This window comes from Oryzomonas rubra (assembly GCF_008369015.1).
Classification (GTDB): Bacteria; Desulfobacterota; Desulfuromonadia; order Geobacterales; family Pseudopelobacteraceae; genus Oryzomonas; species Oryzomonas japonica.
The window spans coordinates 116,744-139,083 of record NZ_SRSD01000003.1 but is presented as its reverse complement, the minus strand read 5'-3'; the positions used below and the strand labels follow the sequence as shown (position 1 = coordinate 139,083).

The window sequence follows — 22,340 nt, the reverse complement described above, 5'->3', positions numbered from 1 at the left end:
ATATAATTCTTCAAATCTTTGTGGAAGGTGATCTGTCATGGCCCTTGATGCCGAAGTGTCGGTTAAAGACATAGTCAATTTTTACATAAAAATCAACGATGCATCCAAGGCAAAAAAGGACATCGCCAAACTGTCCGCCAAGGACAAGGCCACCGCTTTCGAGATCATTTCCGCTTCGAACGGCAACCATGACTTCAAGATCGAGATCGCCAAATATTTCGTCTATGATCTGGATGCCCGGGTCCGGAGAAAGGCCGAGATACTGCTGGAGGACCTGCTCCCCGGTTGGGTTTCCGATCCGGCCGAAAGCATCCTCAAACTGCTCAAAACGGTAGATACCAAGGGAGGAGCCCATCGCAATGCGGCGATACGGTTCCTTTTCGGTATTATCGATTCCAGTAGTCTGCGGGATACCTTCATGACCCTGCTCAATAGCAGGAATAGAACCCATATGGCTGAAATAATTGCCATTTTGGAAGCCTATATCGATTCATCACAAGACGAGCGCGAACAGGTTAAGATCTTTGACGCCTGCCTGGACATCGTTCTTTCCGATGATGCAGATTATAACATCAAACATCACGCCTCCAACCTGCTGAGCGTTTTTTTCAAGAAGGTGCAGTCCACCAACCTCGGTGCGACCCTGCGGCAGAAGTATATCGAAAAGCAGATCGAAAAGGCGGAAGGGGTGTATCGCTACCTGTGCAGTGGCGCTTCGGGTCTGAATATCACCTTTCTCGAGGACCTGCTGCGCCCCTTGAACGATGGCGGCAAAACGTTCCAACTCAAGATGCTCAACTATTTCAAATTTGTATTGGAAAAGGCGCGGAACCCTGAAGAAGCCGACACGGTCATGGATATCTATCCGGACTACTGGAACAACGATGAAGTGCCCAAGGAAGAAAAACTCAAGGGGATTTGCCGCCGCATCATCGCAGCAGTTGAAGAGTTATGGGATGTGAGCGATGAGACCGAGGTTCGCGGGCTCATCATCAAGATCATCTATGGCGAATATGCCGACAAACATGACCTGTTGGAACAGATCAGGGCGAAGCTGGATACGGAAACGCTCAGCGAGGCCGCCCGGGAGAAGATTGCCCTTATGCTCCACTGTTTTTTGCTCCCGGGAGAGAACGACGCGCTCAAACTACTGGCCGCCAATATACTGATCTTCAAGCTGCAGGACACCCGGAATCGAACCGCAGCCCTCGATTATCTCACCTCTTACGCCGAAAACAAGAATCTCAACTACGCCGAAAAGGGGAGCATCGCGACGGTGATGGAGTCGCTGCTCAACGAGAAACGGCTGGTGGAGGACCTTCGGAACATGGCTCGGTATATCCTTTTTCTTACCGGTCCCGAGAGGTTCGATACCGCGGAGGAGCAAAAGGCCGTTCTCGGCCACATTCGAAGTTTGGCCGAGGGGGAGGGGTTTTCCAGTCAGCTCGCCGTACAGCGGGTCCTGGAATCGCTGGAGGTTTTCTCGAAATCGGAGACGGCAACGGAAAAACTCAAGATGGCTGCGCACTACCTGGAGTTCAAAATCCGCAAGCCCGATGAAAATCCCACCTGGGATAAGATCGGCGCGTCGCCGCAGGGGTGATGCCGAACCGTGATCACCCGCCCGAGGGATGCCTTCCCTGCCCGGCTGTCAAACCGTTTCTTCTGCACAAGGGGCAGACGGTCCTATCGCCCCTGCGATTTTCCCGCCTCCCAGCACCTCATCACCCCGGTAAAAAACCACCGACTGGCCCGGCGTAACAGCCCGCTGCGGTTCATCGAAGCGTACCTCGCATCTGCCTTTCGGCAGCAGCCTGACCCGGCACGCAACCGGGTGATGGCGATAGCGGATTTTGCAGGCCGTCTGGAACTCCTTCCCATCCGGGGGGACGATCCAGCCCACCTCTGCGGCAAGCAGGCCGGCAGCTGCCAAATACTCTTCCTCCCCCACCACCACGACATTGCGGTCGGTATCGATGGCTGTTACGTACAGAGGCCTGTTCCAGGCGACCCCCAGTCCCCTGCGCTGGCCAATGGTATACCGGTGCGTCCCGCGGTGGCGGCCGACAACCTGCCCTCCCACATGCACGATGTTCCCCGGCGTTCCCGCCAGGCCGCCGCTTTCTTCCAGGAACGCCACGTAATCATCGTCGGGGATGAAACAGACCTCCTGGCTGTCACCCTTGTCGGCCACCGGCAGGGCAAACTCGTGGGCCAGGCGGCGCACCTCATCCTTGCTCGCCATCTCTCCCAGCGGGAAGAGCACCTGAGATAGCTGCTCCTGGGAGAGTGTGTAGAGGAAATAGGACTGATCCTTGCCGATGCAGCGTGCTTGCCGCAGATGGCAGAGGCCCGCGCTATCGACGGTGTTCCTGACGTAGTGGCCGGTGGCCAGAAGGTCCGCCCCCACGGCGCGCGCCTGTTCCAGCAGCAGGCCGAACTTGACGTAGCGGTTGCAGCGCACGCAGGGATTGGGGGTACGGCCGCAACGGTACTCGTCGATGAAGTCCTGGATGATCAGGTGGCGGAAATCCGTTTCAAGGCCGATCACATGGTGGGGGATTCCCAGGTGCCGGGCCACGGCTGCGGCATCGTGGGCGGCCGAGCCGCTGCCCGTGCTGCGCGGTGCGAAGAGCTGCATGGTAATGCCGATCACCTCGTACCCCTGACGTTTCAGCAGGGCGGCGGTGACCGATGAGTCCACCCCTCCGCTCATGGCGACGGCGACAACCGGTTTTTTTTCGGAGTCCATCAGGTACCCTCCTCTCCGAGAATAATTCGCACCACCTGATTGGCTTGGTGGCCGGCTGCGATACCGACCCGCGGGGCCATCAGGCCGCATCCGGTCCGGGCCTCCGATTCGCCGTCCCCCACGAGGTACAGGCGGGAGGCTGCCCGCTGGGTGACAATGGCGTTGTTGGGGCCATACCCCGCCAGCCCCGATGCGGCCACGACCACGACCTCCGGCATCAGGGCGAGGAGCGTCTCCACCAGCATGGCCTTCATATCGGCCCGGTCAAAGGCCTCGACCACAACGGTGCATAAGGCGAAGACCGTAGGGATGTTTGCGGGGCTCAGCATGACGTGGTGCGGTTCCACCGTGATATAGGGGTTGATGCGGGCCAGGTTGTCGGCCAGGGCAGCCACCTTGGGGTGGCCCAGTTGGTCGACGAAATACTGCTGCCGGTTGAGGTTGGACGGTTCCACCACGTCGAAATCCGCGATCACGATCCTGCCGACGCCTGTCCGTGCCAGGGCCACGGCTACCGCCGAACCGAGCCCGCCGACACCGGCGATGCCGACCGTGGCCGCCTGCAATCGGGCATGCACGCCCGGGGTGTGGCGGGCAGCCATCAGCCGTTGCAACTCATCTTCCGACGGCCGCTCCCCTCGTTTGATAAGGTAGACCTCGTCGCCATCCCGGAGCGCAGTTTCGGCCGGAGCCGGAAACCCGTTGTGGATCAGCACGTCTGCGCCCGGTTTCCATTGCGCAGCCAGTGACGCCAGGGTTGCCCCCGGGTCGATTTCCGTTGCTATCTCGTTTATCCGTATGCGCATGGGCAAACTGCTTTTCGTCTGTAAAGTATCGCCGGGGCATTCCGGCACTGTCGGATGTTTAATCTCAAACTTTCGGAAAGACAAGACTATTATCTAACGGCCAATGACCTGCTGGAGGTCGGCAATCAGGTCGTCAACATCCTCCAGCCCGACCGAGAAACGCACCAGGGTGTCCTTGATCCCCTTCTTTTCCCGTTCTGCTTTGGGAACTGCCGCGTGGGACATCTTTGCCGGGTAGGAGATGATGCTTTCCACCCCCCCCAGGCTGACGGCAAAGGCGGAAAGCTGCGCTTTCTCCAATAGTTCCTTGGTTAACGCGTAGGATTCGAGCTCGAAGGAGAGAACGGCGCCGGGGCCGTCGGCCTGGGCGGCATTGACGGCATGGCCGGGATGGTCGGCGAGTCCGGGGTAATGCACCTTGAGGACTGACTTTTTGGTTTGGAGCCAGGCCGCGATCTTTTCCGCGCTCCGTTGGCTCTGGTCCATCCTGACTTTGAGCGTCTTGAGCCCCCGCAGGGTCAAAAAAGAATCCTGGGGGCCCAGGATGGCGCCGAAGGCATTCTGGATGAAGCGGATACGATTGCCCAGTTCCGGGTCGCTGACAACGGCGAAACCGCAGATGACGTCGCTGTGGCCGTTCAGGAACTTGGTGCCGCTGTGCAGAACGATATCGCAACCGAGTTCCAGGGGGCGTTGCAGGTAAGGGGTCATGAAGGTATTGTCAACCAGGGTGATGATACCCCGTGGCCGGGCCAAGGCCACGACCCCGCGCAGGTCGGTGACCTTGAGCAGCGGGTTGGAGGGGCTTTCCAGGTAGATGCCCTTGGTTTCCGGCCTGATGGCGGCCTCGATGGCATCAAGGCTGGTGGCGTCAACGAAGGTGGAACTGATGCCGAGGCGCTGGAAGATACTGGTCAGCACCCGGTAGGCGCCGCCGTAGACATCTTCGCACACCACCAGATGATCGCCGGGAGAGAAGATCAACAGGGTGGAGGAAATGGCCGCCATGCCGGAGGCAAAGGCAAAGGCCCGGCTCCCCTTTTCCAGCCCGGCGATGGCCACCTCCAACGCCTCGCGGGTGGGGTTGTCGGAACGGGCGTAGTCGTATTTCCCGAAGTGGTCCACCGATTGTTGACGATAGGTGGAGGTCTGGTAGATGGGCACGCCCAGCGCGCCGGTCAAGGGATCGGCGGTCTGGCCGCCGTGAATGAGTTGGGTTGCAAATTTCATGGTCGTCTCCTTACGCTTCCAGGGCTTGGTTCAAATCTTCGATCAGGTCGCTGCCGTCCTCGATGCCGACCGACAGGCGCAGCAGGGTGTTGTTGATGCCGAGTCGCGCCCGGAGTTCAAGCGGTATATCGGCGTGGGTCTGTACCTCGGGAAAGGTGATCAGGCTTTCCACCCCGCCCAGGCTCTCCGCAAAGGAGATCAGGCGCGTTTTCAGGAGCACCTGTTCCACCAGGGCGTGGGTCGCGACCTCAAAGGCGATCATGGCGCCGAAGCCGCGGGAATCGCGCTTTACCAGGGCATGACCGGGGTGGTCTTCGAGACCCGGGTAATAGACCTTGGCGATGGCCGGGTGGTTTTTCAGCCAGCCGGCGATTTTTGCGGCATTTTCCTGTTGCCGGTCCAGGCGAACCCCCAGGGTCTTTATGCCGCGCATCACCAGCCAGGAGTCCTGGGGCCCCAGCACCGTACCGGCGGCGTTCTGGTGGTAGTAGACCCGCTCGGCCAGTTCGGCGTCCTTGACCACCACCAGCCCCGCGATGGTGTCGTTGTGGCCGGCCAGGTATTTGGACGCGCTGTAGACGGCGATGTCGGCTCCCAGGTCCAGGGGGCGCAGGAGGTACGGGGTGAGAAAGGTGTTGTCCACGATGAGGAGCAGGTCGCGGTCACGGCAGAGGGTGGACAGGGCAGGGATGTCGGCGAACTTCAGCAGGGGGTTGGTGAGCGATTCGGCGAATACCGCCCTGGTCCGGGGCGTGAGCGCTGCCCGCACCGCCTCCACGTCGCTCGTGTCGACATAGCTGAAGGTCAGCCCGAACTGGTTGAACACCTTGTCGAACAGGCGGCAGGTACCGCCGTACAGGTCCTCGGTAACGACCAGGTGGTCCCCCGAACGAAACAGCAACAGCAGGTTGGCGATGGCGGCCATGCCGGAGGAATAGGCAAAGGCGCGTGCCCCGTTATCAAGGCGGGCCATGCCGTCTTCCAGGGACTGACGGGTTGGGTTGCCCGAGCGGCTGTAATCATAGCCGGTGCTCTGGCCGAGCCCCGGATGCCTGAACGTGGCGGTCTGATAAATGGGCACCGAAACCGCGCCGGTCCGGGTATCCCATTCCAGACCGATCTGAACCGCCTGCGTACTGATATTCATCTTCTACCTCCCAAAATAAAAATCCCCTTCCGGGGTGTGGAAGAGGATTCCTCTAGGGCATCTCTTCCTTATCTCCCGAAACCGTGCGGTTTCGCTGGAATTGGCACCTTACCCTTGCAGGTTGGTTGCCGCGACGTCGTTGGGCCAGTCCCTCGGTCGCTCTCGATAAGAAATTTTATGTATTTTTTGTGTGAATTATTGTGGGTTGAGCCTACGATATGCCACCAATCTTGTCAATAATATTTTAGCGGGAGAGGCTCGGAACGCAGTGGGACGGGTGGTTATCATTGCCGGTCCGGCGGCCCTCCCTTGCTCATTCTTTTTCGAGCACTATCGCCACCATGAACCAATCCTCATCGGTTGCGAACCGGAGGGTGAGCGTGTCGAGATTGTTGCCGGCATTGACATAGTAATCGTCGCCACTGACCAGCGAAGGAGTTGACAGCTTGATATCGGCGCCGCCCGGTGAGATATGCTGCTTGAAGGAACCGGCAATCATGTTGGAGATCTCGCCCAGGGCATCGCGAACATCGTCGTTCAACTCGGTGACTTCCATGCCGAGCATGCTTGATGTAAAGGCGAGCGCCAGCTTCTGGGGGGCATGCAGGCTCACCAGGCCGTTATACACACCGGCAAACCCGACCATTGCCGTAATGCAGTCCTTGAAATGTGTCTCCGGTGCCACCTGGAGCGGGAGGTGCAGCAGGTTTTCCATGCCTACCATGGTGCAGAACACCTCTTCCACATCACGGATAAGGTGTTTGAGCAGTTCGTCTTCGCTCGTGTGAAGAGCGTCCAGGAGGTCATTTTTCAGCGGCATGGCACGCCCCTTTGTCCGCGGGGCCGATCACGCATGACGAAAGGCGCACCGCTTCCCCCCTTCCGTCAAACGACCAATATGCCCACACGTGCGATTGGTTCCGATGCTATCGGTATAAAGCCCTACTCTGCATAATTGGGATGGAAATTTCAAGATAAAATAAGACGATTATAATATAAAAACAGCCTCGCACCGGGAGGGGCGAGGCTGTGTGGAACAGGCAGATAACAGGGGGCCAAACGCCAGTGTTGCCGATGCCCCTACCGTGCGTTCTCGTCAAGCAGGTAATTCAACAGTATGACAACTTCCCTGATCTCTTGTTTGTTCATATTGGAATTGGGTTTCCGCAGCATTTTGATGCCATAGGCCTTTACCGCCTGCCGGTCAAAGGGCTGGCCGGTGATGGGAGCCCTCCCGGTCTGCACGGCAATGACGGTCCGTTCCATGGTGTGGCACTTGACGCATTTCCGCGACATGAGATCGAACGATGCCCTGTAGTTGGCCGGGATGCTGTCGGGATCGAAATTCATTCTGTCCCCGCGTCCCTTTACCCTGATGCGTGCATCGGCAACCGAGGCAATAACAAGCGTGAAGAGCGTGACCAGTATGATGAGCTTCCGCATGTGAGACTCCTTCAGACGAGATTATGGCGGCTAGTATAGCAAAGAACCCTGGGGGTGGTCATGACGTAAACATCAGAAGCTGAACGTCACCCCGAGGGTCCCGATCTTGTTGGTGAAATCCTGGGCGCTCGAGCTCACGGTCGATTTGTACGCAGAGGCGATCTCATGTTTGTACTCCAGGGCCACCTTTACGTTTTGAAGGGGTGCGTAGGCGAGGGTCGGGATAAAACGACGCACCAGGCCGCGTCCGTCATCCTGATATTCGAACCGCATGGCACCGATGAGGTTCTGGAGAAAGGTATACTCGCCTTCAACGGCGGCAACATAGGACTTTACCTCGGTCGGGGTCGTGGTCAGGTAGGGGTTGTCGTCCTTGCCCAGCACCCCGGCCACCCTGAGCCTGAAGAGCTTGTAGAGGATGTCCAGGTCCAGGCCGCTGCGATAGTAGCTGTTCTGGATGAGGCCGCCTTCCGTGGTGTTTGGGGTACCATTCTTGCCATAGTAGCCGTAGGCCCCAACGGTGACCGTCAGGAAGTCGAAGATGCTCTCCTCCTTGGCCAGATCCACCTCCGGTTCGTTTGCCAGGTAATCCGCCCCGCCGAACTTGTAGGAGATGTGGCCATAACCTTCCTTGGTGTTTTGATACTTGCGGTTCACCACCCCGGCGGCGACGAAGAAGCGGTTAGCAAGGACGGCGTTGGCCTCCAGTGCGTCTTGGGGCTGTTCGAGCTTGAATTCGGAAGTGCCGACCGTGTAGGCGTAGGGGGCAAAGGAGTTGGTCGTGGAGAGTTTGTTGTTGGACTTCCAGAGCCCGAGTTTCGGCTGCATGCGCCCCACTTTGAAGTTGATGGGGGTGTCGAAGGCGTGGCGCCAGATGACGAATAGTTCATTGATATTGGTGCTGTTGTTGGCCGGGGTGGTGCTCGTCGTATTCGTATTCAGGATGTTGTCGGTATTCTCGCTGTAGGCCACATAGGTGGCGAAAAAGGCGACCTTTTCCCGGAAATTGCCGCCGGCGTTCAGTTTGAGGGCACGTGTCGAGAGGTCGAGCTCGTTGGCGGCGCTGTGGTCGTAGGTCGCATGTATCGAGGCGGTGAAGGATATGGGCAGAAGTTCGGGGATGGCCGCCAGGAGAAGCCCTTCGGGCTTGGCCTCGCCCCCGGGAGCGGCGTCAGGCGCAGCCGCTTCCTGGGCCGGCTCGGGTGCGGACGCCTCTGCGGCCCCCAGTGCCCTGCCCTTCAATTTGCTCAACTTGTCGGCGTCACCTTCACCCTTCACCTCTATGGCCCCGCCAGCCGGCTTGGCTGTCGCCTTGGGGGCGGGGGGGGCTTCCTTGGCCTTGGCCGCCTTCTGTCCCTTGCCGAAGTAGACGTATGAGTTTTTAAGGAACGCCTCGCCGTACTCGTTCAATTCGGGGTAGATGGTATGGCAGGTGCTGCATTCGACCTTGTAGGCGCGGCTGAATGCAGGGATGGCGTGGGATGAGGCAACCACAATCAGTTGGACAAGACAAGATCCTATAAGGCACAGAATCAAAGCCGGTTTTCTTGTCATGGTGGTGTCTTCCTCCTGTAATTTGATTAAATTAAAATCGTTACCAGCGGTAGCACATCCCTGAACTACTGTCGTAGTTTTTGCAGATGAAGTTCAAGGCCTGCTCGGTATTGTAGGGGCCCGAGTAGGTTAATCCGCTGCCGGTAAGCGGCAATGTCGGCATGGTGGCCGTATGGATGGCCGTATAGACAGTGCCGGGGTTTGCGCCGGCGGTAAAATTCTGATTGTTATTCACCAGCCAGTCGATCGAGTCATAGATGAGCTGTTTGGAATAGATCGGATTGTGGGTGTATCCGGCCGGATCGTTGAAGAAGAGGCTGTAGTTGAAGTAGGCACCCATGGTGTAGGCTCCGGCGCGGATTTTGCTGGTACCGGAGGCCGCCACGGTGTAATTGCCGAATTTCTTCCAGTTGTTGTTGGGACTTAGATTGGGAGTAGAACCGTAAACACCGCGGCTTCTCAACAGGGCGTTGAGCACCAGCACTGCTGCACGGTAGCTGTCACGTTCGGCGTTCATGAATGCTGCCGTGCGCGGTCTCGGGTCCGCTACCGTGGAGCCTGAATAATGGCATTTACTGCATACTGGTTGCTCACTCAGCATGTTTTTGATGGAATTGCTGACGGTACTGGTATTCCCCCAACTTGCCGCCAAGACGTAGTGGGGACGGTCATTGGTCATGTGGCAGACGATGCAGGCGCCTTTTGACGCCATGTTCAGAGCGGCACCGACATTTTTGTGTGTTGGGTTGACCGCGTACATGGAGTCGGCGAAAAACTGGAAGCCGCTCCTTCCCTGAAGGTTGGCCCCAGAGGCAAAATCGTGCGGCGAGATGGCGTTAGGGTTCAAGCCGTTATAGTCAAACAAGCCGAGTTTGTCGGCGGTTTTGATCATTTCCCCGACTTCGCGCCCTGCGTGACACGGCATGCATACGTTTGAATTGCCAAGTGAGTCGTACTGAATATTCAACGAGGCCCGGATTAGGGAGACGCCTGCGGGGTGGGATGAGTACATGTACCAGATCGAAGCTGCCGGTACACTGCGCAGTTTGCCGCTGTAGGCACTCCCATCGTTGGACCTGCCGTCGCTGTGGCAGGTGTCGCAGGCCGCGGTTGGCTCGCGGGTTGAGTCGCTTGGTAGTGCATTTACATTGGTGAAATTGGATGTTACGAAGTTGATAAAACCGGTGGAGGTGTGGCAACGTACGCAGAAACCGCCGTAATTGGCACTCGCCGCCAGCGCACTGCCACGGGTTTTGAAGTCAATGGTGCTGGGAAGGGTGGGGCCCCCCATGGCGGAACGGGACCACTGCTGAAGCATTGTCTTGGCTGTGGTGGTATCGTGGGGATTGTGACACTTACGACAGTAGTGCTTGTAATTGGCGGCGACGTAGACGGGGCGCTGCACTTTAGTGCTAGCACTGGTACTGAAATGGCTGAATTGTGTATCAACGGTTATCCCGTCATAGGTAGTTATGTTAAATATCCCATTTGACTTGGCATGGCACTTGTCGCACTTGCCGTCGGTATCCGGGTTCCTGCTGACGTGATTCGCGCTGCCCGGCGTACCGCTCGGCGTACCGCCATGGCACCGGCTGCAACTGTTGGGGTGTCCCGCCTCGGGCTCGTGGCAATCGGCGCAACCGGCGGCGTTGGAGGTGTTGTGGACCGAAAGTTTCCATTCCTCGGCGATATTCTTGCCGGTGCCGGGACTGACGGCGTTTTGATGGCAATTGTTGTTGAAGCAGGCTTCCGACTGGGCCAGCTTTGTGCTGCCGCTGGCCGTAACCGTTTTTTCGCCGCAGCCGGCCAAGGCCAGCAGGAACGTTGTCAGAAGCAATGATGCAGCGATAATTCTTGAGACCATGTGTGATCCTCCTGAAAAAATGCGCAACATGCCTTTCAACGGCAGTCTAGCTATCTCAGCAAACGGTAGATATAGATGAACGTACCCCCGACGGAAAGGCTGGACAGGAAGCCGGCATACTTGTTGACGAGGGTCGAAATCTGCACGCGGTCGGCAAATTTGTCGATATCCGACACCTCGTCGGTCATGACGGCGATAATGTCCTGCCAGTCCTTATCCCACTGGAAGATTTGCAGATAGAGCTCCGAGCCCCTCCAGAGGAAAATCAGGAAGAAAACAATGCCAAAGGCTATGAACCCCTTTGAAATGGGGGAGTCTTTGATGGCGACATAGATCTTGCGGATCAGTTCCAGGTTCATGATCGAGAGAAACACCCAGATGGCGTTCTCGACGATTTTAAAGTTCCTGATGGTATTGGGGCTGGGGGTCGGATTAACAAACAGGAAGAAGCCGCCTGCGACCAGGATGAGCAGTGAGAAAAGATAGACTGTAACCTTCTTGCCTGAAATCTCGAAGGTGCGGCAAAAAACATAGTACTCCAGAAAGCCATGGGTGATTACGACGATCGCCACGGTCCCGACAATATTGTGGAACGCGGAAAGTTTGTAATAGTGGACCCAGGGATTAATGGCATACGCCTGCCCGAGGAAGATGAGAAAGAAGCCGATGGAAATGCTGGTCCACACGCGGGCGTTGCCGATACTGAAGTAAAAACTTATGGCACCGGCCAAGCCCCAGAAGATCGTCCTGATAAGCTCAAAGGTGTTGACCTGGGAGAGCAACTCAATGAATTGTTCCATTATTAGCCTCCGATTGCGCTATAAAAAGTGTTCAATGTCCCGATTTGGCCGCGGTGATGGTTCTGGAAAGTTGTTCCATCATTACTTTAAGGCTGGTTGCGCTGATGAGCAGCTTTGCCGAACGCTCGACGCCGGCGAGGAATTTCACAACATTGGTCTCGTCGAGCAGACAGCTGTTGCCGCCCTGATCATTCAGCTCTTTATCGACGATACCCCGCCCGACCCTGCCCACAGATTCGACGACAATGGTCTTTACCTGATCTTCCAGTTCCTCGAGTTTTCCGGCAATGTTCTTTCTCTCCCGCTCTTCGCGTGCCGTATTGATTCTATTGATCTCGGATTGCTGAAGCGCAACGGCGGTTTCCCAGATGTTCTGAATGTTGATTATCTCCAGCAGGTTCAGCCCCATCAGGTGCTCAACCCCCTGGGTCGTGAAAAGATCGATCTTGGCGCCGGGTAGCCCGGCGATCTTCTGGGATTCGCTGGATGATGTCTCGATATCCTGGGAACCGTCATGGAAAAATCCCAGGGGAACGCCGTCCTTGTAGAAGATTATGGTTGAACGCTCATCGGTGTAAATCCGCAGGCAGCCACTCATCCTGTCGGTACCGATTTTTTCCAGAAGGGCCTTGATATCGACCAGTTTCAGTTCCTGTGCCTTGTAGAGAATCTCGCCCTGGAGCAGGGCATGGATACACCTGGTGAGGTCTTTGGAAAGCTTGTAGACGTTGAGGGTGCCGCCGCTTGTGCCGACCATCAGGTGGCACAGGGCCGTCAGGGCCTCAAGGCCGGTTTGCCGGTTGCCGTTTTCTTCTTCGTGCAGCGCACTGACTACTTTACCTGCCTCAAACACCAGGGTGATAGTCGATTCCTGAAAAACAAAGCTGGCATATCCGGTGAAATTGCCGGTGCTCAGCTTTGCCAGGACTTCCGGCAGCTTCAGCGTGCCGACTGCCAGATTCTCAAAAAGAGGGTTGCCTTTCGGAAGAAGGAACATAACTATCTCCTAGAGTAGAAATCATCATAACAGCAGTCGGCTAATGTTTCATATTTGTATACCTGTTCAAAAATCATGTCAAACAATTATGCTTATTTATACATAACTTGATTGCCATTAACTTAATTTTAGCAATCACTTTTCACCACTAAAAACAGACATGGCCTCTCGATGCGGGAGGCCATGCGACCAAAGGGTATGTGCGGTTCCGATACGATATGACCGCTCCTCGTCTACGGCTTCAGCCTGTCCAGCGCCAGATTCAGCATGAGCACATTCACCCGGGATTCCCCCAAAAAGCCCATTTGGCGGTCTTCGACACTCCGGGACAGGATCGCTGCCACTGTTCCCTCGTCCAAGCGGCGGGCCTTGGCGATTCGAGGTATCTGGAGCCGTGCGGCGGCCGGCGTAATATGGGGATCGAGCCCGCTGGCCGAAGCCAATACCAGGTCGGCGGGAATCGGGTCGGCCACCCCTGCGGTGCGCAACGACGCTATCCGGTCCCCGACCGTCTTGATGAAGTCGGGGGTGGTCGGCCCAGCATTGGACCCGCCCGATGCCATGGGATTGTAAGCGAAATCGGTGGTGGCCGAAGGGCGCGGCCAGAAGTACTTCGGAGCGGAGAAGGGCTGCCCGATCAGGGCGGAGCCGGCCTCCTTGCTATCTGCGTCGGTTATGAAGCTCCCCGCGGCCTGATGGGGGAAAACGGCAGAGGCGACTCCGGTAACGATGGCCGGATAGACGCCGCCGCAGATGATGGTGAATACGAGGAACATAAGGATTGCCGAGCGCAGGTCGTTCATGTCGTTCTCTCCTGTGAGTATGTGTTACGCCAACAGCCCCACCACCAGATCGATGGCCTTGATGCCGACAAAGGGGGCAATGATGCCTCCAACCCCATAGATGAGCAGGTTATGGATCAGGAGCCTTTCGGCGGGCATGGGGCGGAACCTGGTTCCCTTCAGGGCCAGCGGCACCAGCATCGGGATGATGATGGCGTTGAAGATCACCGCCGACAGGATGGCGCTGTAGGGGCTGGCCAGATGCATCACGTTGAGCACCCCCAGTTGGGGATAGATGGAGAGCAGCGCCGCCGGGATGATGGCGAAGTATTTGGCGATGTCGTTGGAGATGCTGAAGGTGGTCAGGTTGCCACGGGTCATGAGTATCTGTTTGCCCACCTCCACGATGTCCAGCAGTTTCGTGGGGTTGCTGTCCAGGTCGATGATGTTGGCCGCCTCACGGGCTGGTTGGGTCCCGGTGTTCATGGCCACGGCCACGTCGGCCTGGGCCAGTGCCGGGGCGTCGTTGGTGCCGTCGCCGGTCATGGCTACCATGAACCCCTGCTCCTGATACTCCCGGATCAGCCGCAGTTTGTCCTCGGGTTTGGCCTGGGCCAGGAAATCGTCCACCTGGGCCTCGGCGGCAATGGCGGCGGCGGTGAGCGGATTGTCGCCGGTGATCATGACAGTCTTGATCCCCATGCTGCGCAGTTGCAGGAAGCGCTCCTGGATGCCCCCCTTGACGATGTCCTTAAGGTTGACCACGCCGAAGATCTCCTCATTGCGGCTGACCACCAGCGGGGTCGCGCCGCCGCGGGCGATCCTGTCCACGATCTCGCCCAGGTCGCTGGGCACGGACGTGGCTCCCAGGCTTCTGACGAAGGCCACCGCCGAGTCGGCGGCGCCCTTGCGGTACTGTATGCCGTTGGCGTTGATCCCTGAAAGACGGGTGTCGGCGCTGAAAACGATGGCCTCGGACCCTGCGGGCGGTGCGTCCCTGGTGAAACCGTACTTTTGCCGGGCAAGGGCCACGATGCTGCGCCCTTCAGGGGTCTCGTCGCTCAGTGATGCCATGAGTGCCGCCTCGGCCACCTCCTGCTCGCTGTGGCCCCCCAGTGGGACACAGGCCACCGCCTCCCGGTTGCCGAGGGTGATGGTGCCGGTCTTGTCCAGGAGCAGCACATTTACGTCGCCGGCCGCCTCGATGGCGCGCCCCGACAGGGCGATGACATTTTTCTGGAAGAGGCGGTCCATGCCGGCGATGCCGATGGCCGGCAGGAGCGCCGCGATGGTGGTGGGGGCCAGGCAGACGAAGAGCGCCACCAGGATGGTCAGCGAAACCGGCGTTCCGTGGCCGGCCGCCTTGACGCTGTAGATGGAGAGCGGGCTCATGTTGGCGCAGACCAGCAGGAACACCAGGGTCAAGGCGATCAGCAAGACCTCCAGGGCAATCTCGTTGGGAGTCTTGCGCCGTTTGGCGCCCTCGATCAGGCAGATCATGCGGTCCAGGAAGGTTTCGCCCGGATTGGCGGTGATCCGCACGATGATGGCGTTGGCGATGACCGTGGTGCCGCCGGTGACGGCGCTGCGGTCGCCGCCCGACTCCCGGATCACCGGGGCGGATTCGCCGGTGACGGCCGATTCGTTCACCAGCGCTGCGCCGGCTACCACGTCGCCATCGCCGGCGATCATGTCGTTCGCCTCCACCAGGATGTAATCACCCTTGCGGAGTTGGCTGGCGGCCACGGCCGTCGAGGCGCTGCCGAATTCGGGCCCGGCGAGGAGCTTGGCCGATATGTCGGTCCGCGCCTTGCGCAGGGAGGCGGCCCGCGCCTTGCCGCGCCCCTCGGCCAGAGCCTCGGCAAAGGTTGAGAAGATCACCGTCAACCAGAGCCACACCGACACGGCGCCGGTGAACCAGGCCGGTTCCCTGTTGCTGCCGGTGAGCGACATGACAAAGGTGATCAGGGTTATGACGCTGGCGATCTCCACGCAGAACATGACCGGATTGCGCCACAGGGAACGGGGATCGAGTTTCTTCAGGGAGTCGGCCAGAGCTCCCCCTATGAGTTCTCTATCGAAAGCCGATTGAGGTTGTTGTGCGTGCTTCGCCATGGCCTAGTTACCTCCCGGCATGGTCAGATGTTCGACGATGGGTCCCATGGCCAGGGCCGGAAAGAAGGTCAACGCCCCCACAATCAGGATGACCAGCGACAGCCAGAGGGCAAAGGGCACCTTGTCGGTCGGCAGGGTACCCAGGCTGGGAGGGATATACTTCTTCTCCGCCAGGGAGCCGGCCATGGCCAGTACGGCGATGGCCGGGACGTAGCGTCCCGCAATCATGGCCAGGGAGCCGGCCAGGTTGTAGAAGTTGACGTTGGCGTTCAGCCCGGCAAAGGCGCTGCCGTTGTTGTTGGCCATGGAGGCAAAGGCGTAGATCACCTCGGAGAGGCCGTGGGCGCCGGGGTTGGCCATGGAGGCCACGGCCGCCGGGACGAGGAAGGCGATGCCCGAGAGGACGAGGACCATGATCCCGGCCGTCAGGATCGTGGTGATCGACATCCACATCTCCCGCACTTCGATCTTCTTGCCCAGATATTCGGGCGTCCGGCCGATCATCAAGCCGGACACGAAGACCGCAATGACGGCAAAGGCCAGCATGGTGTAGAGCCCGGAACCGACCCCGCCGAAGACGATCTCGCCCAGCAGGATCAGGCCCAGGGGCACCATGCCGCCGATGGGGGTCAGGGAGTCGTGCATGGCCGCGACGGCGCCGCAGGAGGTGCCGGTGGCGGCCACCTCGAACAGGCTGGTGCCCGCCAGGCCGAAGCGCACCTCCTTGCCCTCAAGGTTGGCCCCCTGGACGCCGAGTTTTGCCACGAGCGGGTTCCCGCTGCTCTCCACGCCTTGCAGGACCCCGAAGGAGATGATCAGGAGCGCCAGCATCACCCCCAGGAGCGTCCACCCTTGTCGGGTATTGCCCACCATGACGCCGAAGGTGTAGGTGAGAGCGCCGGGGATCAGCAGGATCAGGAGGATCTCCACGTAATGGGAGAGGGGGGTCGGATTTTCAAAAGGGTGGGCCGAGTTGGCGTTGAAGAAACCGCCGCCGTTGGTCCCCAACTCCTTGATGACCTCCTGGGAGGCCACCGGTCCCATGGGGATGGTGACCTCCTTCGCCGTTATCCTCTCGGTGACCGCATTGCCATTGGCGTCCTTGAGCGGGTTGCCCGTGGCGTCCAGCTTCGGCTTGTCGTAGGTCACCGCCTGTAGGAGCGGCACGGTCCTGTAGGCGGAGAAGTTCTGGATCACCCCCTGGGAGACCAGGAAGATGGCGCCGACCAGCGACAAGGGGAGCAGGATGTAGAGGGTGCCGCGGGTCATATCGACCCAGAAGTTGCCCAGCAGGGAGGTCCTGCGCCGGGCAAAGCCGCGGATCAGGGCGATCACGACGGCCATGCCGGTGGCGGCCGAGACGAAGTTGTGCACCGTCAGCCCGACCATCTGGGTGAAGTAGCTGGCTACCGACTCGCCGCTGTAGGCCTGCCAGTTGGTGTTGGTGACAAAGCTGATGGCGGTGTTGAGCGCCAACTGCCAGGTAAAGGCGGGGAATTTCTGCGGGTTGAGGGGCAGCAGGTGCTGCGTCAGCAGCATGACGAAGAGCGCCGCGAAGAGTACCAGGTTGAAAAGGACCATGGCCCCGGCGTAGCGCTTCCAATCCATCTCACTCTCCTTGTCCACCCCGCAGATGCGGTACAGCAGGTTTTCGCAGGGAACGAGGAGGGGCGACAGGAAGGTCCGCTCCCCTTGGTAAACGTGTGCCATGAAACTACCCAGGGGCTTGATCAGGGCCAGCAGAACGACAAAGAAGCAGATAATTTGCAGCCAATCATAGGAGTTCATGACGGTTTCTCCGCTGTGTGGGTATCGGGCTGCGCGATGAATCTTCCCCTGTCACGTTTTGTAGAAAGTGTACCATGTATCCGGCTCCTTTTGTGGGACGGGCCCCTCCGGGGCGTGTTTTTATCCTTCACTGTTACGATAGGACGTAACAGGTAAAGATGGTGTGAAAATGGAGGGGAAAAGCGTCAAGAAAAGGTCAATGCCACTGATGGGGACGTTAACGGCATTTACAGGAAGGGAGTTGCATAAATAGTGGGGGTGAAATAGAAAAGAGGGTCGGCACCAACGTGCTGACCCTCTCTCAAGGTTGGGGTATGGGCCATCAGGCCGGTTCTTCGTGCATCACGGCGTCCCGGCGGCGATCCCCTCGTTCATGGACCCGGTGCGGTACCCCTGAAGATCAACTGCGACATAGGTGAAGCCTGCCGCCCTGACCCGGCGGCCGACCTCGTCCCGCAACGGTCCCACCGCCTGGGCAAACTCCTCCTGCCCCAGCTCGACCCGCGCCACGCTGTCGTGGTAGCGGACGCGCAGGATGCGGAACCCCAGTTCCCGGAGGGATTCCTCGGCCTGCCCTACCTTGCGGACCCGCTCCGCGGTGATGGCGGTGCCGTAGGGAAAGCGGCTGGAGAGGCAGGCAAAGGCCGGCTTGTCCCAGGTGGGAAGGTCCATGGCTTGGGAGAGTTGGCGGATATCCTCCTTGGTGAATCCCGCCTCCTCCAGGGGGCTGCGCACCCCGATCTCCGCCGCTGCCTGGCGGCCAGGACGGTGATCGCCCCGGTCATCCACGTTGGTGCCGTCCAGCACATGGGGGAGTCCCTCCTGGTCGGCGATGGCGCGCAGCTTGCCGAACAGTTCGTGTTTGCAGTAGTAGCAACGGTTGGGCGGGTTGTCCTGGAACTCGGGGATATCCAGCTCCTCGGACACGACCAGCCGGTGACGGCCGCCGATACGCTCGGCCAGCGCCTCGGCTTCCCGCCGTTCCCGTTCGGGATAGGTCTCGGAGGTGGCGGTGACCGCCAGAGCGCGCGGCCCCAGCACTTCCGCCGCCAGCGCAAACAGGAGGGTGGAATCCACCCCGCCGGAAAAGCCGATCACGCACCCGCCCATCCCGGCGAGGAGCTTCTTGAGTTCAGTGGTTTTGTTCAGTAGTGCCTGATCCATGGGTGGCGCAAATCCTTTCAGACAAGCTTGATACTTCTTTACAAATTTTACCGGAATCCGGCAGATACTCATAGCGAAAACTAGAGGCCGGTATCGGCTCCCCCATCCAGGGGTATCGTAATGGCCGGACCGCTGAAAAGGATCAGGTTTACCCGGTCGCCAGCCCGGCTGAAGGTGCACTGGAGGCTGTGCTCGTAGGCTAAAAGGGCCACCGGCGGGAGTTGCTCGGGGCTGCGCAGACGGAAGAGCACCCGGTTTCCCTGCGCCAGGGCGTCGAGAAAGGCCGGGCTAACGTCGAATTCGATCTGCCCGGGCTCCTCCGTGAGATCCACCAGGTTCCCCTCGTCGCCGTTTATGAAACGGGCCCCCAGGTCGATCCGCCGGGTGGCGGCGTTGCTTTCGGCCGCCGGTGCCGGGATGCCCCCCGCCACCAATTCCTGGGGTTGCAGGATCTCCGGCGCCGCAGCGATAACCATCCCTGCCGCCACGGTGGCGTTGGTGTAGCGGTCGATAACGATAAAATTGCCGGTTGCACGGTTCAGGCGGTAGGGATCGAAGGCCGCCGGGCGGTCCAGTTCCAGGAGCCCGACACCGATCTCGTTGAGTCTCAGCGTCGGCGCCTGCTTCTGTTCCAGGGTATTGACATCCACCACGTGCCGCAGAGTCGTGACACGACCGGGGATCACGGCGCAGGAGGTCTTGATCAGGTAGCTCTGCCCCGGATGCAACTGCTCGTCGTGGAGCCATACCAGGTGCGCCTCCAGGAAACGGGTTTGGAGCGGCGGGGCATCGGGGACGGACAATGTGTCGCCCCGGCTGATATCGATCTCATCCGCCAGGGTCAGGGTCACCGCCTGACCGGCGGTCGCCTCGGGCAGGTCGCCATCCATGGTGACGATCCGGGCCACCCGGCTGGTGCGTCCCGACGAGGCGACCCGCACCTCGTCGCCCGGACGAACGGTACCGGCGGCAATGGTGCCGCAGAAGCCGCGAAAATCCAGATTTGGGCGGTTCACCCACTGGACCGGCAGCCGGAACGGCTTTTCCACGTTCTCACCCTCAACCTGGACGGTTTCCAGGTAGTTCATCAGGGTGGGCCCCTGATACCAGGGGGTGTTGACGCTCGGTTCGATGATATTGTCCCCGTTCAGGGCGGAGATCGGGATGGCCGTTATGGAGTCAAAACCGAGCGGGGCGGCGAACTGCCGATAGTCGCCCAAGATGGTATCGAAACGTTGTTGGTCGAAACCGATCAGGTCCATCTTGTTCACCGCCAGGACGATATGGCGGATACCCACCAGGGAAACCAGGTAGCTGTGGCGTCTGGTCTGGGTAAGGAGGCCCTTGCGGGCATCCACCAGAATCACCGCCACCTGGGCGGTGGAGGCGCCGGTGACCATGTTGCGGGTATACTGCTCGTGGCCGGGGGTATCGGCGACGATGAACTTGCGCCGATCGGTGGAGAAGTACCGGTAGGCCACATCAATGGTAATCCCCTGTTCCCGCTCCGCCTGCAAACCGTCCAGCAGAAGGGCGTAGTCGATGGCGCCCCCCTGGGTGCCGACCTTTTTGCTGTCCACCTCCAGGGCCGCCAGCTGGTCCTCGAACACCATCTTGGAATCCCACAGGAGGCGCCCGATGAGGGTGCTCTTGCCGTCATCCACGCTGCCACAGGTGATGAAACGCAGCAGGGATTTCTCCTCCTGGCTCTTGAGGTAGGCGAGGATATCTTTTTCGATCAAATCCGACTGGTGTGCCATTAGAAATACCCCTCTTGTTTCTTTTTCTCCATCGACCCTGCCTGGTCGTGGTCGATCAGGCGCCCCTGGCGCTCCGAGGTGCGGGTCAGCAGCATCTCTTGGATGATTGCCGGCAGGGTGTCGGCAGTGGATTCCACGGCCCCGGTCAGGGGGTAGCAGCCCAGGGTCCGGAAACGGACCGACTTGTGCTGCACGACTTCCCCCGGCTTGAGTTCCAGGCGGTCGTCATCCACCATGATGAGCATGCCGTTCCGCTCCACCACCGGCCTGACGGCGGCATAGTAGAGCGGGACGATCGGAATCTGTTCCAGGTGGATGTACTGCCAGACGTCCAGTTCGGTCCAGTTGGAGATGGGAAAGACGCGGATGCTCTCGCCCGGTTTAACGCGGGTGTTGTACAGGTTCCACAACTCCGGGCGCTGATTTTTGGGGTCCCAGCGGTGGTTGGCGCTGCGGAAGGAAAAAATACGCTCCTTGGCCCGTGATTTTTCCTCATCCCGGCGGGCGCCGCCAAAGGCAGCGTCGAACTTGTAGCGGTCCAGCGCCTGCTTCAGTCCCTCGGTCTTCATGACGTCGGTGTAAAGCGCCGAGCCGTGGGTAAAGGGGGTGACACCCCTGCGTACCCCCTCTTCATTCACATGTACGATCAGCTCAAGGCCGCACTCGGCCGCCATGCGGTCCCGAAAGCTGATCATCTCCCGGAACTTCCACGTGGTGTCCACGTGCAGGAGGGGAAACGGCGGCGGTGCCGGGTAAAATGCCTTGCGGGCCAGGTGCAGCATGACCGCAGAATCCTTGCCGATGGAATAGAGCATCACCGGGTTGCCGAATTCGGCGACGACTTCGCGGATGATGTGGATGCTTTCGGCTTCAAGCTGCTGTAAATGTGTCAAGTTCATGTTGTCTCCGTTAGTACGGATGCGGCTTTTCCGCCAGGGCTGCGTAAGTCTTCGGAACCCGCTTGTGCGGCGTAGCGCTGCTACGCCTCCGCGGGGTTCCTCGACAGCCTTGCCCTGACGAAAAATCCACATCCGATAGGTTGAACCTTTTTTTGTTTCACTCTATCCAACCGCCCCCTAGGACCCGCTCCCCTCGCTCCCCGTCATAAAGCACCGCGGCCTGTCCCGGCGTCACGGAGGTCTGGGGCTCATCGAAGTGCACCTCGAAGCGGTTTTCCGCAAGCATGACCACCTCGCACGGTGCCGGTTTGTGGTGGTAGCGGATGCGGCATGTTGCGCGAAACCTCGTCGCTGCGGGGGTGGTGTTCCAGGTCGAGTGGGCCGCAGTCAGGGACAGGGCCGCCAACTCTTCGCGCCCCCCCACCACGACCCGATTCGTGTCCGTGTCGATGGCCCGTACGTGCAGCGGATGTTTCCAGGCAATCCCCAGCCCCTTTCGCTGTCCGATCGTGTAGCGGTGCATCCCGGCGTGACGGCCGACAACGGTTCCGTCACCGGTCACGATATCACCCGGTTTCTGATCTACGCCATGGCTCTCCAGGAAGTTCACATAGTCATTGTCGGGAATGAAGCAGATCTCCTGGCTCTCATGCTTTTGCGCCACCGGGAGGTTGAATTCGGCGGCGAGCTTCCTGACTGCGGTTTTTTCGAGCATGCCGACCGGAAAAAGGACGTGCTGCAGCTGTTCCTGGGTCAGGGTAAAGAGAAAGTAGGACTGGTCCTTGGCGGCGTCGAGACCGGTCAATAGCCATTTCTTGCCCGCCCCATCCTCGGCAATACGCGCATAATGACCGGTTGCCAGCAGATCTGCCCCCATCTCGTGCGCCTTCTTCAGCAGCAGGTCGAATTTGATCAGGTCGTTACAGCGTATGCAGGGATTGGGGGTGCGACCGGCCGCATATTCCCCGATGAAGTATTGGATGACCAGTTCCTTGAACTCGGTCCGCATGTCGACTACCTCGAAGGGGATGCCGAGCTTCTTGGCCACCCTGCCCGCATCCATGACATCATCGAGGGAACAGCAGGTCTTTATCCGGCTTCCCGGCTCCCGGGGGACCGGATCGTACAACTGCAACGACACCCCGGTCACCTCGTAACCCTCCTCCTTCAGCAGGGCCGCGCTGACCGATGAATCGACGCCGCCGCTCATGGCTATCACGACATGTTTTTTGCTCATGT

The 22,340-nt window shown here is 59.4% G+C and carries 18 protein-coding genes and 1 riboswitch; of the genes, 1 reads left to right on the top strand and 17 read right to left on the bottom strand.

The window, feature by feature from the left end:
- Positions 1-37: 37 nt before the first annotated feature.
- Positions 38-1,603: a hypothetical protein gene (locus ET418_RS05700; RefSeq protein WP_149306626.1), complete on the top strand. Its 1,566-nt coding sequence runs from the start codon at positions 38-40 to the stop codon at positions 1,601-1,603.
- Positions 1,604-1,651: 48 nt separating this feature from the next.
- Here the strand turns inward: ET418_RS05700 and mnmA (ET418_RS05695) are convergent, their stop codons facing one another.
- The 17 genes from mnmA (ET418_RS05695) to mnmA (ET418_RS05615) form a co-directional block, all read right to left on the bottom strand.
- A complete protein-coding gene (gene mnmA / locus ET418_RS05695) occupies positions 1,652-2,752 on the bottom strand; it encodes a tRNA 2-thiouridine(34) synthase MnmA (RefSeq protein ID WP_149306625.1) in 1,101 nt (366 codons plus the stop codon).
- On the bottom strand, positions 2,752-3,558 hold the full coding sequence (thiF, locus tag ET418_RS05690) for a sulfur carrier protein ThiS adenylyltransferase ThiF (RefSeq protein WP_149306624.1): 807 nt from the start codon (positions 3,556-3,558) through the stop codon (positions 2,752-2,754). Before thiF ends, mnmA (ET418_RS05695) begins: the two co-directional genes overlap by 1 nt.
- A 93-nt stretch (positions 3,559-3,651) precedes the next feature.
- Positions 3,652-4,788 carry a trans-sulfuration enzyme family protein gene (locus tag ET418_RS05685; RefSeq protein ID WP_149306623.1) on the bottom strand — a complete coding sequence of 379 codons (1,137 nt, stop codon included), beginning with the start codon at positions 4,786-4,788 and terminating at the stop codon, positions 3,652-3,654.
- A 10-nt stretch (positions 4,789-4,798) separates the two neighbouring features.
- On the bottom strand, positions 4,799-5,935 hold the full coding sequence (locus ET418_RS05680; RefSeq protein ID WP_149306622.1) for a trans-sulfuration enzyme family protein: 1,137 nt from the start codon (positions 5,933-5,935) through the stop codon (positions 4,799-4,801).
- A 65-nt stretch (positions 5,936-6,000) separates the two neighbouring features.
- Positions 6,001-6,107: riboswitch (SAM riboswitch) on the bottom strand.
- Positions 6,108-6,248: 141 nt separating this feature from the next.
- A complete protein-coding gene (locus ET418_RS05675) occupies positions 6,249-6,755 on the bottom strand; it encodes a chemotaxis protein CheX (RefSeq protein WP_149306621.1) in 507 nt (168 codons plus the stop codon).
- A 260-nt stretch (positions 6,756-7,015) separates the two neighbouring features.
- Positions 7,016-7,378, bottom strand: a complete 363-nt coding sequence (locus tag ET418_RS05670) for a cytochrome C (RefSeq protein ID WP_149306620.1) — start codon at positions 7,376-7,378, stop codon at positions 7,016-7,018.
- Positions 7,379-7,450: 72 nt separating this feature from the next.
- The gene (locus tag ET418_RS05665) at positions 7,451-8,932 is read right to left on the bottom strand and encodes a hypothetical protein (RefSeq protein ID WP_149306619.1); all 1,482 of its coding nucleotides are present in this window, start codon (positions 8,930-8,932) and stop codon (positions 7,451-7,453) included.
- Between the two features lie 40 nt (positions 8,933-8,972).
- On the bottom strand, positions 8,973-10,796 hold the full coding sequence (locus tag ET418_RS05660; protein WP_149306618.1) for a hypothetical protein: 1,824 nt from the start codon (positions 10,794-10,796) through the stop codon (positions 8,973-8,975).
- A 50-nt stretch (positions 10,797-10,846) separates the two neighbouring features.
- Positions 10,847-11,596: a hypothetical protein gene (locus ET418_RS05655; RefSeq protein WP_149306617.1), complete on the bottom strand. Its 750-nt coding sequence runs from the start codon at positions 11,594-11,596 to the stop codon at positions 10,847-10,849.
- Positions 11,597-11,627: 31 nt separating this feature from the next.
- Positions 11,628-12,593, bottom strand: a complete 966-nt coding sequence (locus tag ET418_RS05650) for a GTPase-activating protein (RefSeq protein WP_149306616.1) — start codon at positions 12,591-12,593, stop codon at positions 11,628-11,630.
- 233 nt (positions 12,594-12,826) lie between these two features.
- Complete coding sequence (gene kdpC, locus ET418_RS05645) at positions 12,827-13,396, bottom strand: potassium-transporting ATPase subunit KdpC (RefSeq protein WP_149306615.1); 570 nt, start codon at positions 13,394-13,396, stop codon at positions 12,827-12,829.
- A 24-nt stretch (positions 13,397-13,420) separates the two neighbouring features.
- On the bottom strand, positions 13,421-15,490 hold the full coding sequence (kdpB, locus tag ET418_RS05640; protein ID WP_149306614.1) for a potassium-transporting ATPase subunit KdpB: 2,070 nt from the start codon (positions 15,488-15,490) through the stop codon (positions 13,421-13,423).
- Positions 15,491-15,493: 3 nt separating this feature from the next.
- Entirely contained in the window at positions 15,494-17,278 is a 1,785-nt protein-coding gene (gene kdpA / locus ET418_RS05635; RefSeq protein ID WP_149306613.1) for a potassium-transporting ATPase subunit KdpA, read from the bottom strand.
- A gap of 342 nt (positions 17,279-17,620) precedes the next feature.
- Positions 17,621-18,442 (bottom strand): ATP-dependent sacrificial sulfur transferase LarE, encoded by an 822-nt coding sequence (gene larE, locus ET418_RS05630; protein ID WP_149306612.1) that lies wholly within the window; start codon positions 18,440-18,442, stop codon positions 17,621-17,623.
- A gap of 80 nt (positions 18,443-18,522) precedes the next feature.
- Entirely contained in the window at positions 18,523-20,202 is a 1,680-nt protein-coding gene (cysN, locus tag ET418_RS05625; RefSeq protein ID WP_149306611.1) for a sulfate adenylyltransferase subunit CysN, read from the bottom strand.
- Positions 20,202-21,101 (bottom strand): sulfate adenylyltransferase subunit CysD, encoded by a 900-nt coding sequence (gene cysD / locus ET418_RS05620; protein WP_149306610.1) that lies wholly within the window; start codon positions 21,099-21,101, stop codon positions 20,202-20,204. The genes cysN and cysD overlap by 1 nt, the downstream gene beginning before the upstream one ends.
- Before the next feature lie 157 nt (positions 21,102-21,258).
- Entirely contained in the window at positions 21,259-22,338 is a 1,080-nt protein-coding gene (gene mnmA / locus ET418_RS05615) for a tRNA 2-thiouridine(34) synthase MnmA (RefSeq protein WP_149306609.1), read from the bottom strand.
- Positions 22,339-22,340 lie beyond the last annotated feature (2 nt).

What these genes read in the sequence shown, in the direction of transcription:
- cysD (WP_149306610.1), bottom strand. Translation starts at nt 21,101, where the DNA reads ATGAACTTGACACATTTACAGCAGCTTGAAGCCGAAAGCATCCACATC.
- ET418_RS05680 (WP_149306622.1), bottom strand. Translation starts at nt 5,935, where the DNA reads ATGAATATCAGTACGCAGGCGGTTCAGATCGGTCTGGAATGGGATACC.
- ET418_RS05665 (WP_149306619.1), bottom strand. Translation starts at nt 8,932, where the DNA reads ATGACAAGAAAACCGGCTTTGATTCTGTGCCTTATAGGATCTTGTCTT.
- kdpB (WP_149306614.1), bottom strand. Translation starts at nt 15,490, where the DNA reads ATGGCGAAGCACGCACAACAACCTCAATCGGCTTTCGATAGAGAACTC.
- ET418_RS05700 (WP_149306626.1), top strand. Translation starts at nt 38, where the DNA reads ATGGCCCTTGATGCCGAAGTGTCGGTTAAAGACATAGTCAATTTTTAC.
- ET418_RS05660 (WP_149306618.1), bottom strand. Translation starts at nt 10,796, where the DNA reads ATGGTCTCAAGAATTATCGCTGCATCATTGCTTCTGACAACGTTCCTG.
- mnmA (WP_149306625.1), bottom strand. Translation starts at nt 2,752, where the DNA reads ATGGACTCCGAAAAAAAACCGGTTGTCGCCGTCGCCATGAGCGGAGGG.
- ET418_RS05675 (WP_149306621.1), bottom strand. Translation starts at nt 6,755, where the DNA reads ATGCCGCTGAAAAATGACCTCCTGGACGCTCTTCACACGAGCGAAGAC.
- thiF (WP_149306624.1), bottom strand. Translation starts at nt 3,558, where the DNA reads ATGCGCATACGGATAAACGAGATAGCAACGGAAATCGACCCGGGGGCA.
- ET418_RS05650 (WP_149306616.1), bottom strand. Translation starts at nt 12,593, where the DNA reads ATGTTCCTTCTTCCGAAAGGCAACCCTCTTTTTGAGAATCTGGCAGTC.
- mnmA (WP_149306609.1), bottom strand. Translation starts at nt 22,338, where the DNA reads ATGAGCAAAAAACATGTCGTGATAGCCATGAGCGGCGGCGTCGATTCA.
- kdpC (WP_149306615.1), bottom strand. Translation starts at nt 13,396, where the DNA reads ATGAACGACCTGCGCTCGGCAATCCTTATGTTCCTCGTATTCACCATC.
- ET418_RS05655 (WP_149306617.1), bottom strand. Translation starts at nt 11,596, where the DNA reads ATGGAACAATTCATTGAGTTGCTCTCCCAGGTCAACACCTTTGAGCTT.
- kdpA (WP_149306613.1), bottom strand. Translation starts at nt 17,278, where the DNA reads ATGAACTCCTATGATTGGCTGCAAATTATCTGCTTCTTTGTCGTTCTG.
- ET418_RS05670 (WP_149306620.1), bottom strand. Translation starts at nt 7,378, where the DNA reads ATGCGGAAGCTCATCATACTGGTCACGCTCTTCACGCTTGTTATTGCC.
- ET418_RS05685 (WP_149306623.1), bottom strand. Translation starts at nt 4,788, where the DNA reads ATGAAATTTGCAACCCAACTCATTCACGGCGGCCAGACCGCCGATCCC.
- larE (WP_149306612.1), bottom strand. Translation starts at nt 18,442, where the DNA reads ATGGATCAGGCACTACTGAACAAAACCACTGAACTCAAGAAGCTCCTC.
- cysN (WP_149306611.1), bottom strand. Translation starts at nt 20,202, where the DNA reads ATGGCACACCAGTCGGATTTGATCGAAAAAGATATCCTCGCCTACCTC.